This is a genomic window from Hoylesella pleuritidis (assembly GCF_963541955.1).
Classification (GTDB): Bacteria; Bacteroidota; Bacteroidia; order Bacteroidales; family Bacteroidaceae; genus Prevotella; species Prevotella pleuritidis.
The window spans coordinates 26052-41073 of record NZ_CAUTUT010000014.1 but is presented as its reverse complement, the minus strand read 5'-3'; the positions used below and the strand labels follow the sequence as shown (position 1 = coordinate 41073).

Annotated in this window: 8 protein-coding genes; 3 read left to right on the top strand and 5 right to left on the bottom strand. The window is 46.2% G+C overall.

From position 1 onward, the window contains the following. The first annotated feature begins 122 nt into the window (after positions 1-122). Positions 123-2168, top strand: a complete 2046-nt coding sequence (gene metG, locus RWY97_RS07185; RefSeq protein ID WP_315566351.1) for a methionine--tRNA ligase — start codon at positions 123-125, stop codon at positions 2166-2168. Positions 2169-3019: 851 nt separating this feature from the next. Here the strand turns inward: metG and RWY97_RS07180 are convergent. From RWY97_RS07180 to RWY97_RS07160, 5 genes are all read right to left on the bottom strand, one after another. Further along, positions 3020-4645, bottom strand: coding sequence for a RagB/SusD family nutrient uptake outer membrane protein (locus RWY97_RS07180; RefSeq protein WP_315566350.1), 1626 nt, complete (start codon positions 4643-4645; stop codon positions 3020-3022). A 55-nt stretch (positions 4646-4700) separates the two neighbouring features. Next, positions 4701-7970 (bottom strand): SusC/RagA family TonB-linked outer membrane protein, encoded by a 3270-nt coding sequence (locus tag RWY97_RS07175; RefSeq protein WP_315566348.1) that lies wholly within the window; start codon positions 7968-7970, stop codon positions 4701-4703. 585 nt (positions 7971-8555) lie between these two features. Continuing rightward, positions 8556-8870, bottom strand: a complete 315-nt coding sequence (locus tag RWY97_RS07170) for a GNAT family N-acetyltransferase (protein ID WP_390883277.1) — start codon at positions 8868-8870, stop codon at positions 8556-8558. 115 nt (positions 8871-8985) lie between these two features. Then, positions 8986-9741, bottom strand: a complete 756-nt coding sequence (locus tag RWY97_RS07165; RefSeq protein WP_315566347.1) for a porin family protein — start codon at positions 9739-9741, stop codon at positions 8986-8988. Then, a complete protein-coding gene (locus RWY97_RS07160; protein ID WP_021584103.1) occupies positions 9731-10891 on the bottom strand; it encodes a PCMD domain-containing protein in 1161 nt (386 codons plus the stop codon). The genes RWY97_RS07165 and RWY97_RS07160 overlap by 11 nt, the downstream gene beginning before the upstream one ends. A gap of 534 nt (positions 10892-11425) precedes the next feature. Between RWY97_RS07160 and RWY97_RS07155 the strand changes: the two genes are divergently transcribed. Then, entirely contained in the window at positions 11426-13945 is a 2520-nt protein-coding gene (locus tag RWY97_RS07155; RefSeq protein ID WP_315566345.1) for a ribonucleoside-diphosphate reductase subunit alpha, read from the top strand. A gap of 28 nt (positions 13946-13973) precedes the next feature. Next, entirely contained in the window at positions 13974-15020 is a 1047-nt protein-coding gene (locus RWY97_RS07150) for a ribonucleotide-diphosphate reductase subunit beta (protein ID WP_024991474.1), read from the top strand. Positions 15021-15022: the final 2 nt, after the last annotated feature.

The following is a 15022-nucleotide window of genomic DNA, read 5'->3' as shown; positions in this document are numbered from 1 at the left end:
GAGTTCTGCTTTTTCCTATGCTGTTTTCTTCATTCATCGACAAGAAGAAATCCATCGGCAGCTCGCAACAAACGCGAAAAAATGATTAACTTTGCACAGCATTTATAAATATCTAAGCAAAGATGGAACAGAAGAATTATAAGCGTACTACCGTGACGGCAGCTCTGCCGTATGCCAACGGAGGCGTCCACATCGGACATCTGGCGGGCGTTTACGTGCCGGCAGACATCTACGTGCGTTATTTAAGGCTGAAAAAGCGAGACGTGATCTTCATCGGCGGAAGCGACGAACACGGTGTTCCCATCACCATTCGGGCTCGGAAGGAAGGTGTTACGCCACAAGACATCGTCGACCGATACCATACGATGATCAAAAAAAGCTTTGAAGACTTCGGTATTTCATTCGACATATATAGCCGAACCACATCAGAAACACATCAGCAACTGGCTTCCGACTTCTTTCGCAAGCTCTATACCGACGGTAAACTCATTGAAAAGAGTTCGATGCAGTATTACGACGAAGAGGCGAAAACATTCTTAGCCGACCGCTATATCATCGGAGAATGCCCGCGTTGTCACCACGAAGGGGCTTACGGAGACCAATGCGAGCACTGCGGAAGCGAGCTGGACCCAACCGAACTCATCAATCCCAAATCGACAATCAGCGGTTCGGAGCCTGTGATGAAAGAAACTCGCAACTGGTATCTGCCACTGAACGAATATCAGGAATGGCTGAAACGATGGATTCTCGACGGCCACAAAGAGTGGCGTTCCAATGTATACGGACAGTGCAAGAGCTGGCTTGATATGGATTTACAGCCTCGTGCAATGACGCGCGACCTCAATTGGGGTATTCCTGTACCCGTTGCAGGAGCCGAAGGAAAAGTGCTTTACGTATGGTTCGATGCCCCGATCGGTTACATCTCGAATACAAAAGAGTTGCTTCCCGACACTTGGGAGAAGTGGTGGAAGGACCCCGAGACACGCCTTGTACACTTTATCGGCAAGGATAACATCGTGTTTCACTGCATCGTTTTTCCCGTAATGCTCAAAGCTCACGGCGATTACATCCTGCCGGACAATGTTCCTGCCAACGAGTTTCTTAATTTGGAGAACGACAAAATCAGCACATCACGCAACTGGGCAGTATGGCTTCACGAGTATCTTATTGATCTTCCGGGCAAGCAAGACGTGTTACGCTATGTCCTGACAGCTAACGCCCCCGAAACAAAAGACAACAACTTCACGTGGAAAGACTTTCAAGAGCGCAACAACAACGAGTTAGTGGCGGTCTACGGAAACTTCGTCAACCGCGCATTACAGCTTACCAAGAAATATTTTGACGGTATTGTGCCAGCCTGCGGACTGCTAACGGACATCGATCGGCAGACTATCGAGGAATTCAAAAACGTGAAACAAGACGTGGAATCACTGCTCGATGCATTTAAATTCCGCGATGCTCAGAAAGAGGCTATGAATCTCGCACGCATCGGCAACCGCTATATCACCGAGTGCGAACCGTGGAAAGTGTGGAAGACCGACCCCGAACGGGTGAAGACAATACTCTATATCAGCCTGCAACTCACAGCCAATCTGGCCATCGCTTTTGAACCGTTCCTGCCATTCAGCAGTGAGAAGCTACGCCAAATGCTCAACATCGAGCACTTCGATTGGAATCAGTTGGGAACCACTGACATACTGAAAGCCGGACATCGGTTGGCCGACCCCGAGCTACTTTTTGAAAAGATCGAAGACGAAGTGATTGAAAAACAGCTGCAAAAGTTGGAAGACACCAAACGAGCTAACGCTGAAACAGCTTACAAGTCGAAGCCGATCAAACAGACAATAGACTTCTCCGACTTCGAGAAATTGGATATTCGCGTGGGCCATATCAAGCATTGCGAGCGCGTAAAGAAAGCTAACAAACTGTTGAAGTTCACTATCGACGACGGCAGCGGCACTGATCGAATTATCGTTTCGGGTATTGCTAAGTACTACGAACCCGCAAATCTCATCGGCAAAGACGTCTGTTTCATTGCCAATCTGGCTCCACGCAAGTTGATGGGAATCGAGAGTCAGGGAATGATTCTGTCTGCCGAAGACTTCGACGGCACCCTTTCCGTAACGCGAATAGACCGTGAAGTAAAGCCCGGTAGTCAGATTTGCTGAGCTAATTACATTACAATATAGTGATAAGAAAGTGCGTTATAGCGCACTTTCTTTATTATATCCCATTCTTGTACCATACAACTCGATTTCCGTTTTCCCCTTCTATCTTGAATCAGAAAACACGAAGCACGTCTCATCTCCATATTTTTGGGGTGAGAGAAATCATTTTTTCCCGCTCTCAAAAGATAAAATCCGCTTCTTTTATTGTACCTTTTCGGTGAGTAGTTTTATCTTTTGACAATTCTGAGAAATACCCATCCATTGGGCGAAACCTATTGCATATACGACTAAAAAGAATCTGAGTGCAGACTAACCACCGGCAATATCTACTTTATCTGTTACTTCTCTTGCTGCTGACAGCGTGTTAACGGAGCATCGACACATTGAGTTTGTCTTCAAACGAAACGACCAAATAGCCATCAGGACATTGCAAGGGGCTGAACAGAAGGGTGTACGTGACATCCGATTCGTGGGGTATCAATGCGCTACCTCAGTGTTTTTTCATTTCAATCAAGAACGAATGAGTCCCCTTTCCCTCTCCTTTTGGAGAGAGTGTAGAAGTAAGGCCAAATAAGCTTAAGATTGAGTAGCCATACAACTTGCATCTGACTGTTAATCAGATACATACAAGTTGCATTCTAACTAACGGTTAATCACCGTGCGATTAACTGTTAAACGCACGGTGATTGACCGTTGTTTGCACCGCGTTTAACGGCTTTTCGTAAAGCGATTGAACATCACTCATTTTGCAAGATCGGGAAAAGCGGAAAAAGAAATGCGCCCGAACGTTCCGCCAATGAGGAAGAAGTTCGGGCGCACAGATATCTGACTATCGTTTTATTGGCTGTCCGTTATTCGTAACCAGGGGTTTGTTTGATTGCCGGATCATTGGTCATCGTACCGACGGAAACAGGCCATTGCATCTTGTACGCTTCACTTTCAGGCAGTATCGGCGTACGAGCAACACCCCGAATAAAGGGATAATTTACAGCTGCATCGAATACAAGCGACTTCCCATTGGCGCTCTTCATCCTCAGAAGGGCGAACCATCGCTTGCCCTCGAACACAAACTCCTTGTCCAACTCACTCAAAATGGCCTGCGTATTTTCATATTTCGAACGGTTGGCATATACCGGATAGCCCTTTCCATATGCCCGTTCGCGGATTTGGTTGATGTAAATCGACGGGTCATTGCCTAAATCATTCTCCACTTCCGCCATCAAAAGTAAAGCCTCTGCATACCTGAACACAGGACCATCGGCATCAAAACGATGTACGCCTTCATCTGTATAGTAAGTCCCGGCGAACTTTTTCAACAGCACACCGAAGTTACTTCCCGTTGCCTCTGACTTGGGATCAGTCTTCACCGGGAAGAAAGTCTGGTCGCGACGAGTATCCTTTTCATCGAACGAACGCCAGAAAGTCTCCTTGTATTGATAACGAACAATACCGTTGATGAGCGTATTTGTACCGTATTTTTCGCTATTGTCGAGCTTCAGTTTCTTATTATCGAGACCATAAGCAGCCGTAAAAAAGTTGCTCTGCGCAAGACAAGAACTGATAAACGGCATATAAACTTTATCGGTTTTGTTGAACGGAACGGAGAAGATCAGCTCCTTATTATTACGCTTGTAATCGCTGCGGAAAGCCTGATGGAACTCTGAATTGAGCTCGAACTTGCTGCTATTGATGATCTCTTGCAGTGCAGTCTTAGCCGTTTGAAGGTCTGCCGAGCCTGTGGCTTGCTGATCGCCAATGGTTACATTGGCTGCAAACGTATAGACATTGGCCTTTAACATCAGCGTAGCATACTTGTTCCACTTGTAGTGATCACGGAAAGTCTCTTTACCATAAGTCGTAAATGCTTTCTCGGAAGCATCGATGTCCGACTTGATCAGCGTCATAATCTCTGACGCTTTGGCGCGAGGCCGTGAAAGAACGGCAGCAGAAATCCGCCCTTTCAGAATCTGTACGTCGGTTACCAAAGGCACTCCACCCCACGTTGCGTATAGCAGATAATAGTAGAAAGCACGTATTCCGTAAGCCTGTCCTAAGTATAACTGCTTGTAATCATCGCTCAGGAAGGAGAGATTAGGAATCTCGTTGATGGCGAGATTGACGCGGACGATGTTGGCATAAAGTCCGTTCCACGGGCCAAAATAGGCATTGTCAGCACGCAAATCCTGCTTGATGATAGTCTGAGAACTCAACGATTCGCCGAAAACCGACGACTCTTTGCCGTCGTCTCCGTCACCAAGCAGCCCGCCGCGGAGCTCTCCCATTGAGAAGAGTGTCGGATAACTGCCACGCAACATTGTGTGAAGTCCGGTCATATAACCGTCCACTTGCGTGGCATCTTTCCAAAAAGAGTTCCCCGAGAAATAGTCTTCGGGATATTGATCGAGCGACTCACAGCCGTTGAAAACGACCGAAAAGCTCAGTGCCAAAAGGCTGATGAATATGTTAATTCGTTTCATTGTATATCTCATTTGATTGATGATTCATTTCATTGAATGATTTCTGCGGGTGCGATCAGAATGTAACGTTCAGACCAAGAACCAGCATTCGGGGCAGCGGATAGCCTCCGTTGGTCTTTGAAACCTCTGGAGAGTAGACGTAAGGAGCCTCGCACAGATAGCCCAGATTCTGTCCGGTGACGGACAAACGCACAGCTTCGATATGCAAAGGAACAAGCAATGATCTGGGCAAATCATACGAAAGAGTAATCTCTCTGAATGAAAGATAGTCGCCATTGTAGCAGAACATCGTGCTGTAACGGTCGTAATTGCGCGCATTGTTTTGGTCAGCCCAAATATAAGTAGGATACTTTGCATTGGGGTTTTCAGGCGACCAAGTGTCCTTTACGTTGGTAAGCGTGTTGTAAGTACCCTGCATATTGCCCATAAGCCACGGTGTTCGGTAGTCGTAAGTCTTGAAATCGAGGGCGAAATCAAGGCGTGCCGAGAGGGTGATTCCTTTCCAAGAGGCCGATAGATTGAAGCCGCCCGTCCACTTGGGAGTGGTATTTCCCACTTTCACAAGGTCGTAATTGTCGATGACTCCGTCTCCATTGACGTCTTTCCATTTAACATCACCGGGCTGTATAGCCAATCCTCCCTTGGCTTTTCCTTCTCTTTCGTAGGCTTTCGGACCGTAAAGTGTCTTGTAAGAGCTGGAATTATTGGCAGAGCTTTTATCCACTAAGTTGTCCGGAATCTCGTCTTTCGACCTGTAAATACCCTTTGCTTGGAAAAGCCAAAGGTCTCCGGGACGCTCTCCTTCGGCTAAACCGCCGACCCATTTCTTCTCTTTTCCGTTGCCGGTATATACCTCGAAACCGCCCTGTCGATTCTTTTCACGACCATTGGCAGGCAACTTCAAAATCTTGTTTACATTGCTGGCGATGTTGAAACCGAGGTTAACCTTCCAGTCAGGGGTACTCAACACATGATAGTTCAGCTCTAATTCGACGCCTCGGTTTTGTAAAGTTCCGTTGTTGGATGTGTAACTTGTCCAGCCCGAAGACGCCGGGATAGTGATGTTGGCGTACTTATTCGACGTGCGACGATCATACCAAGTGAAGTTAGCCTGTATCTTGTTTTTGAGGAATCCGAAGTCAAGTCCAAGCTCAAAGGTACGTGATGTCTCCCACGTTAGATAGAAATTGGGAATCGAATTGAGCGTAAATGCTTGTTTTCCGTTGTAAATGCTCTGCCCGTAAGAACCTTGAATGGTGTAGTTTCCTACCCAATCCTTGTTCACATTACCATTACGTCCGAACGAAGCACGTACTTTTCCGAAGCTCAGCCACGGCAAATTCTTCATAAAGTCTTCCTTCGTGAAGACCCAACCGAGCGACAATCCCGGGAAGGTTCCCCATCGATTGTCCTTGCTGAGCTTTGAGATACCGTCGCGACGGATAGTGAAACTGGCCAGGTATTTATCCTCATAGTCATAGTTGAAACGTGCGAAATAAGACTCGGTAATGAACTTCAAGTGTTCCGAATCAATATTCCGGGCTCCTTCATCAGTAATAGTGTATTGGAGATCTTTAAAGTAATTGTTGTTCGGATTATATCCGCTGGCACTCATTGAGAGATATTTCTGATGGAAATATTCCCATCCTGCTAAGGCCGAAAGACTGTGTTTGCCCAGCGTTTTACTGTAATTCAACAGGATGTTGTATGTTTGCGTAAGCTGTCTACCGTGTTGTGCCGACGATTTATGCTCTGTATTGTATTGTCCCGGACCTTTAAGATACGTGTGAAAGAACGATTCTTTGGTAGAGTACTCATAAAACCAGTCGCCCTTGAAATCAACAGTCAGATCCTTGATCAGTGTAAATCGGAAATCTTGTGAGAACGTAAACTTCTGCCGATTGTAGTCATTGTCCCACGCATTAGCCAAGAATTTCTGGTTGCCATCGCTCGAGTTCTTACCCAAAAGCAGCTCACCCGCATTATTATAAGCACGGAATGTGGGTGGATAAGAGAAGTTACGAGAGAAGTAGTTGGCCACTTCCGTAAAGGGAGAGATACCGCGATACTTGGCCGTTGAGAAGTTGAAGTTGGATAACGAAGTCATCCACGGCTTGATTTTGTAATCTACATTGAGGATGGCCGATAGTCTTCGGTTATAGTTGTTGATAGCATTTCCCTCGCTGTTATTGTATCCCAAACCTGCGTAATAGTGTCCACGGTCGTTTCCGCCGCTGTAACTCAGGTTGTAATCTTGTGAAAAACTCGGCGTATTGATATTGAAATCCTCCATACGATTGTTGGTAAACACGAGTTCTTTACCCGTTACCGGGTCGGTCATCGTTTGCCAACCCTCATTCAAGAGCTTGTTATAAAGATCCTGACTGAGGTTTTCTTTGAGGTAGACTCCCCACAATCCGGCCGAACTCTTGTTACCGTCAGCATTATAATCATTGCCTGTTCCATAAGGAGAATTACCGCTCAGACTCTTCAAAGTGGTTGTACCCCGCTGATTAGCATATTGAATCGAGCGCCTCATATAATAGAGATAGTCGCGCGCATCACAGAATTTGTAAGGATTGTTAAAGTAGTTCCACGACAGCTTTGAGCTGAAATTGATCTTCCCTTCGCCGTTCTTTCCTTTTTTGGTCGTGATGAGTATCACGCCATTATTGGCTCGCGAGCCATAGATAGCAGTAGCTCCAGCATCTTTCATCACTTCCATCGACTCGATGTCATTGGGATTGATGTCGTTCATACTGCCGCGAATCATACCGTCGACCACAATCAACGGCGTGCCCGAACCATTGTAATCGGTACCACCTCGCAGCACAATGGTGGGCGAAGCATTAGGATCGCCCGAGTTTTGAACCACTCGTAAGCCGGCAACCGTACCACTCAGTGCCTGCGCGGGATTTGAAAACATACCCGTGGTAAGCGCTTCGTTCTTCACTTTGGAGATGGAGTTGGTGAGCTTCGAGCGGATAATCGTTCCGCTATAACCGATCACCACAGTCTCGCTCAGCTCGTGAGCCAGAGGCTTCAAGATTAAATTCAGTGTCGCACCGACCTTTGCGTGCGCGGTGAGATCAGCGTAACCGAGATATGAGAAACGCAACTGAGCGGTCTGTTTGGTCAGCTTCAGGATATATTTCCCATCCACATCGGTAACCGTTCCATTATTGGTTCCCACCTCAATGACGGTGGCTCCTACCAAGGGTTCGCCCGAATCTGCATCCGACACAACGCCGCTTACCACCCCATTTTGGGCCATCAACGCGGTCGTTACGAGCAAACCGATAAAGAATAAACAGAATCTTTTCATATAGTTGATGTTTAGTTTAGTTAATCTTTAAGTTTTTAGTTTCTAAGTTTTTTAGTTTTTAGATTGGCCTTGAAGGTCATCAGCTGTTAAGTAATAGGCCAAATAGTAATCTTAATCTATCGAATGCAAAATTAGATAAAAATTAGATATAAACCAAGTGTTTATATAAAATATTTTATTAAATGACTGCTTATTCCTTTCTTTTTTAACGTTTATTCTGTCGTTTGCTATCGATAGCTATCCGATTCCATATAATATAATAAGGTGTAATGCTACGATTGAAATGAAAGAGACCATCGGATGAAAACCGCGCGATGATAACCCAAATAACAGGTCGCAACCGACCAATTCGGACTCGGTATTTATCAGTATATCAACAAGATATAAAGACAGTTCCGTTTAATAGTTAATTGCCTTGTAATTAACTATTAAACGCACGCCGTTTAACCGTTAATCGCAAGGTGATTAACGGTTAGTTGCAAAGCACTCAGATGCTTTTCGGAAAGAAGAGAAATAATAAAGAGATTCCGATAGAATGCAATATCTAAAAATAAAGGAGCTTTCTTGCTCTTTATTTGTATACGACTACCCTCCGTATTCAGGATGTTTCTCTAACCAAGCTACAGCATACGAGCACGTGCCCGTAGGTTCGAGACCTTGCTTTCGGGCGTAATCGTAAGCTGCACGAACGAGCTTTGAGGCTATTCCTCGACCTTCCAAAGGTTTCGGAACGTATGTATGCAGAATATCGAGTACCCCGTCGTGCAAGTCATATTCTACATAAGCGGTATGCCCTTCAATATCTGCCGACATCCGTTTAAGAACTTTGTCGTGTTTGATTATTATCTCCATATCTCTTTGTTGAATAAATTTTGCCACCCCGACGACATCTTGAAGTATGCCGAAAAGGCATCGGAAGACCCATAAATGACCGTTATTGAAAAAGCAAAAGCATCTGATCGGGAAACCATCAGATGCTTTTACGTATAATGGCTCGATGCAGGTCGGCCGACAATTACTTGATTCTGTAAGTCAAACCGATAGTTCCGTAGATGGGATAGAGCTTCTGTTCGATGGTCTTGAAGTCGCTGTGGTGAATACTGTTAAGCCCCCACGAGAGTTCGGCAAAAGCTCCGACCTGATGGTAAAAGCACCAATCTATGCCGAAATCAATGCCGTATTGCAGACTGCGCATACGATCGGAGAAGTCATAACTGCCGCGATCGGCAATGGTATTTCCCATTACCACTTTGTCGCCCGTAGGTTCATTAACCCGCAGATAACCGTCATAGACATAACCGTCAAACTGCTTCGACATCACGAACGATATGTACGGCCCTAATCGTAAGCTCAAATTCTGACAGAGATTATAGGTTGCCTGCACGGGCACTGTAATCAACATCTGCTTCGCTTCGGTCACTTCGTGCCCCGTATAATAACCTTCCAAGGCCTGACCTCCGCGTTCGATAGCCATATGATAGTTCTTAACCGTGGCATCGATATACATTCCTTTGCGCTCGATTCGTATACCGGTAGCCCATCCCCAATGACTGTCGATAGCATTGTTCATATCTAATCCAAGCACGAAATTGGGCCGCAAATGATAGCTGTCGAGGCTTCGGATGGTGTTAGGAAGGCCCACCGGAGCCATTCCTCCAAGCGAATAACCCAATCGGACGTTGAATACCGCATCATCAATAAGCCCGTTAGCTTGTGTCGTGAGTGCCGATACACCGATCAGCAATGCTGCAAATATCTTCTTAACGGTCATTTTTGTTCTCCTGTTTACAGATTACTCTTACTTTGTCTATTATCAATTCGCTACCCACAGCACCCTCGAACTTATCTCCATCTTTACTCGACGAGAAGACGAGTGTAAAGTTATAGCCGGCATTTTTGAGTAAATCATAGTCCACTTCGGACGTATATTTAAACTCGATTTCAAACGGAGTCCACTCCGTTACGGGCTTAATGTCTTTCAGATCAGCCAATCCGATAATGGCAGAATGGGTCTTAACGTCGTTGCCATAGAGGTAAATAACTTCGCCTTTATCATTGTGATTGCGATAGAAAACGCCGTAAATAGAAGCTTTATCGGTCCTTCCCTCAATGGTTTTATTATCTTTTCCGGTAAAGTTCTGACCCGGTTTGTATTTGTAATAGCCCGTAATCTTCATCGGTTGCTTGTCAAACGGAATACCGAAGCGGGTTGTTTTCAACGGAGCCGTCAACGATTCGGAAGCGTTGAAATAGCCTAAATAAAAGTTTCCAGCGGCAATTGGCTTTCCGAATGCAGCTCCTAATGTACCCGTACTGCGTGTGGTCAGGCGCACGGCAGCCCCATCATAGCCGTTCTTTTCAGGCACAGTAGGATAGTTTTCAGGCGGATCCGAATAAGCAGCCAGCATAAATCCCGGATTGCCCGTTGCCCAGTCATCGCCCCAAGAACCGGGAGCTATCTCGTTATGCCACATATAAAACTTCTTGTATTTGGGCTGGAGATAATAGTTCTCGAAGTTATATTGAACGGTATCGTTGACCGTTCGCACCGTGGGACGGAACCCAATGGTATATGTTCGATGCCATTCGCCGTTTTCGGAAGTCACGGTATAGGTAACATTTCCGTGCGAGAAGTCTTGCACCGAACCGTTAGCGGGCGTGATGACAGCCCCCGGTGTAAGTTTGAAAGTCAATGCATAAGAACCGATTTCAGCCTTTCGGCGCACGTTAAAGATGATATTCTTCTCGGTAGACAGTACCGATCGCAGTGTGTCTGACAAATAAAAGAATGTCTCAGACGGCTTAGCCGCGTGGACGGAAACCTCTTCAATGTCGCACTCTGCATTCAACGGCTCATCTTTAAAGCAGGAAGTAAGCAGACAGCAAAAGGCTGTCAATGAGATTATCCTATACAGTTTCATTATTCTCCAGTAATTTTTGATTCGACTGCAAATTTATAAAAAAACTATGAAAAGGCAAAAGTATTATCCCAAAATCTATTGTTTTTAACGATACTTCGTAACTCTTTGTTTCACAACTTTTTATAAGCCTGTTCCTGAAAAGCCGTTAAGCGCCGCGCGATTTACCGTTAATCGGCGTTTGATAAACGGTTAATCGGCGTGTGTTTAACCATTAGTTGCACGGCATTTAACCACTTATCGTAGGGATAATTATATCTTATTGAATATCAACAAGATAGAAAGATAGAGACAAACTGCAAAAATCCGTAAAACAGATGAATGATTTCTCTGGAACCAATGGTGCCGTTTGAAAGATCGCTACACCGCAATCGCTCGAATGACAGAATGTTTTTTATCCGCCGAATTTGTAAAAGTTACAAAATTATTACGCCCTTCCCGTTAAAATAACTACCTTTGCAGAGAAATTCATTTGCGGAAGTTCGTTGTGAGCTTCGCACGGAAACACATTACACATTATTATATATATACATCTCAATGGAAATAACCAAGCGGACGGGCGCGGTCGAATCGTACGACAAAGAGAAAATTGCCGTGGCCATCAGAAAGAGCTTTGCCGGTACGGGTAAAGCCGTCGACGACACCAAAATCTACGAAATGGTGACCACAGTCGAGGCTATCATCAATGCCGATCAGGATAAACGGAATGTAGAGAGCATTCAGGACGAAGTGGAACAATGCCTGATGGAGAACGGCTTTTATAACGAAGCCAAAAGCTACATCTTGTTCCGCGCACGCCGAACGGAGCAGCGACGGGCACTCAACGGCATTGCTGCCGAGATCGGAGACGAGCAGATCGTACCCGTATTGAAGGCTATTGCCACCGACTTTCAAGGTAACGAATACAGTATTTTAGCGTTACACGAGAAGTTTATCGGCTTCAACAAAGCCGGGATGAGCCACGGAGACAAACTCGCGGCACTGATTAAAGCAGCCGTGGAAATGACGACACAAGAGGCGCCTCATTGGGAGTTTATTGCCGCCCGATTGCTTTCGTTTGGACACGAAAGGGAAGTGCACGCATTTGAAAAAGCCGAAGGGATTTACGGTTTATATGAGAAGCTGCGCTATCTGACAAACGAACGGCTCTACGGGAGTTACATTCTCGATGCTTACTCGCAGGAAGAAATCGACGAAGCAGCCGCATTTCTCGTTCCCCAACGCAATCACTTGCTCAACTATTCGGGTTTAGACCTGCTCGTCAAACGGTATCTGATACGCTCATATACGCACAAACCCATCGAAACCGTACAAGAAATGTATCTCGGAATCGCCCTGCACCTGGCAATGAACGAGTCGAACAACCGGATGAAATGGGTACAGAAGTTCTACGATATGCTGAGCAAACTCGAGGTAACGATGGCTACTCCCACGCTGGCCAATGCCCGCAAACCTTTTCATCAGCTGTCGAGTTGCTTCATAGATACTGTTCCTGACAGTCTCGAAGGCATCTATCGGAGTATCGATAACTTCTCGCAAGTGAGCAAATTCGGCGGCGGAATGGGGCTGTATTTCGGTAAAGTGCGTGCCGCCGGCGGTAAAATCCGCGGTTTTAAAGGTGCGGCAGGAGGCGTAATCAGATGGATGAAGTTGGTCAATGACACTGCCGTGGCCGTCGATCAGCTTGGTATGCGACAGGGAGCCGTGGCCGTTTATCTCGATGTTTGGCACAAAGATCTGCCCGAATTTCTGCAATTGCGCACCAATAACGGTGACGATCGGATGAAAGCACACGATATTTTTCCCGCCGTCTGCTATCCCGACCTGTTTTGGAAGATGGCCGAAGAGAATCTCGATCAGCCTTGGTCGATGTTCTGCCCCAATGAAATTATGTCGGTGAAAGGTTATTGTTTAGAAGACTTTTACGGCGAAGAATGGGAGCAAAAGTACTTGGAATGTGTGGCCGATAGGCGTCTTTCACGGCGCGTAATGACCGTGAAAGACATCGTACGATTGGTTCTTCGGTCGGCCGTCGAGACCGGAACGCCGTTCACTTTCAATCGAGACATCGTGAACCGGGCCAATCCCAATGCGCATCGGGGCATCATCTACTGCTCTAATCTGTGTACGGAGATTGCACAGAATATGGCGCCTATCGAGGAGATTTCCAATGAGATACATACGGAAGAGGGCGAAACGGTAGTCGTAAAAACCGTTCGTCCGGGCGATTTTGTGGTCTGCAACTTAGCCAGTCTGTCGTTGGGTCATCTTCCGTTAGAAGATGACGAGAAATTAAAAGACTCCGTTTCGACTGTCGTCCGGGCACTCGATAATGTCATTGACCTCAACTTTTATCCCGTTCCTTATGCTCAGATTACCAACCAGCGCTATCGAAGCATCGGTCTCGGGGTAAGCGGTTATCACCACGCTTTGGCTCTTCGGGGTATCAAATGGGAGAGCGAGCAACACATATCATTCGTAGACGATGTGTTCGAACGTATCAATCGCGCCGCCATCGAGGCCAGTTCGGATCTCGCCAAAGAGAAAGGCGCCTATCAATATTTCGTCGGCAGCGACTGGCAAACAGGCCGTTATTTTGTAAAACGCGGCTACACGTCGGACGACTGGCAGCGACTGGCCGCCAAAGTCAGTCAACAGGGAATGCGAAATGCCTACCTTCTGGCCGTGGCTCCTACGAGCAGCACGAGTATTATAGCCGGAACCACAGCCGGAATAGACCCCGTTATGAAGCGATTCTTCCTTGAAGAGAAGAAAGGAGCAATGCTTCCACGCGTTGCTCCGGGACTTTCCGACCACACATACTGGGCTTATAAGGGCGCTTATCTCATCGATCAGCGATGGAGTATGCGTGCCGCGGGAGTCCGCCAACGGCATATCGACCAGGCACAGAGTGTCAACCTTTATATCACCAACGACTACACGATGCGTCAAGTACTTGATCTCTACCTGTCAGCGTGGCACAGCGGTGTGAAGACCGTGTATTATGTACGCAGTAAGTCATTGGAAGTGGAGGAATGCGAAAGCTGTGCTTCATAAATCGGTAATGTAAAAATGAGAATTGAAAATGAATAATCAACTGAAAAGAAATGCCCTTTTCAATCCTGAGGGCGATACGGATCTGCGGCTGCGCAGAATGATCGGAGGCAACACAACCAATCTGAACGATTTCAATAATATGCGTTACCAGTGGGCAAGCGACTGGTATCGGCAGGCGATGAACAACTTTTGGATTCCCGAAGAGATTAATCTCACGCAGGACACAAAGGATTATCCACGACTCGATAAGGCCGAACGAACTGCTTACGACAAGATTCTGAGCTTCTTGGTGTTCCTCGATTCGCTACAATCCAACAATCTCCCGACCCTGAGTGAATACATAACGGCTAACGAAGTGAACCTTTGTCTGCATATTCAAGCCTTTCAAGAGTGTGTACACAGCCAAAGTTACAGCTATATGTTAGACTCGATTTGCAGCCCGGAAGAGCGCAACGACATCCTCTATCAGTGGAAAACAGATGAGCATTTGCTGCGTCGTAACACCTTTATCGGCAACTGTTACAATGAGTTTCAGGAGCATCGAGACAAGTATTCGCTGATGAAGACTTGCATTGCAAACTTCATTCTTGAAGGGATTTACTTTTACAGCGGTTTTATGTTCTTCTATAATCTGAGCCGAAACGGCAAGATGTCGGGCTCGGCTCAAGAGATCCGGTACATCAATCGGGATGAAAACACGCATCTATGGCTATTCCGTAACATCATTCAAGAGCTGAAAAAGGAAGAGCCGGAAATGTTTACGCCCGAGAAAGTGAGGGTTTATGAAGAGATGATGCGCGAAGGAGTGGCACAGGAAATAGCGTGGGGCCAATACGTAATCGGTGATGATGTGCAGGGACTCAACAGCCGGATGGTGAACGATTATATTCGATATTTAGGCAATCTGCGCTGGCACAGCCTCGGATTCGGCTATCTTTTTGAAGATAATATCAAAGAACCCGAGCATATGAAATGGGTCTCTCAATACTCAAATGCAAATATGGTGAAGACCGATTTTTTTGAAGCCAAAAGCACGGCGTATGCCAAAAGCACGGCATTGGAGGATGATTTATAAAA

What these genes read in the sequence shown, in the direction of transcription:
- metG (WP_315566351.1), top strand. Translation starts at nt 123, where the DNA reads ATGGAACAGAAGAATTATAAGCGTACTACCGTGACGGCAGCTCTGCCG.
- RWY97_RS07180 (WP_315566350.1), bottom strand. Translation starts at nt 4,645, where the DNA reads ATGAAACGAATTAACATATTCATCAGCCTTTTGGCACTGAGCTTTTCG.
- RWY97_RS07175 (WP_315566348.1), bottom strand. Translation starts at nt 7,970, where the DNA reads ATGAAAAGATTCTGTTTATTCTTTATCGGTTTGCTCGTAACGACCGCG.
- RWY97_RS07165 (WP_315566347.1), bottom strand. Translation starts at nt 9,741, where the DNA reads ATGACCGTTAAGAAGATATTTGCAGCATTGCTGATCGGTGTATCGGCA.
- RWY97_RS07160 (WP_021584103.1), bottom strand. Translation starts at nt 10,891, where the DNA reads ATGAAACTGTATAGGATAATCTCATTGACAGCCTTTTGCTGTCTGCTT.
- RWY97_RS07155 (WP_315566345.1), top strand. Translation starts at nt 11,426, where the DNA reads ATGGAAATAACCAAGCGGACGGGCGCGGTCGAATCGTACGACAAAGAG.
- RWY97_RS07150 (WP_024991474.1), top strand. Translation starts at nt 13,974, where the DNA reads ATGAATAATCAACTGAAAAGAAATGCCCTTTTCAATCCTGAGGGCGAT.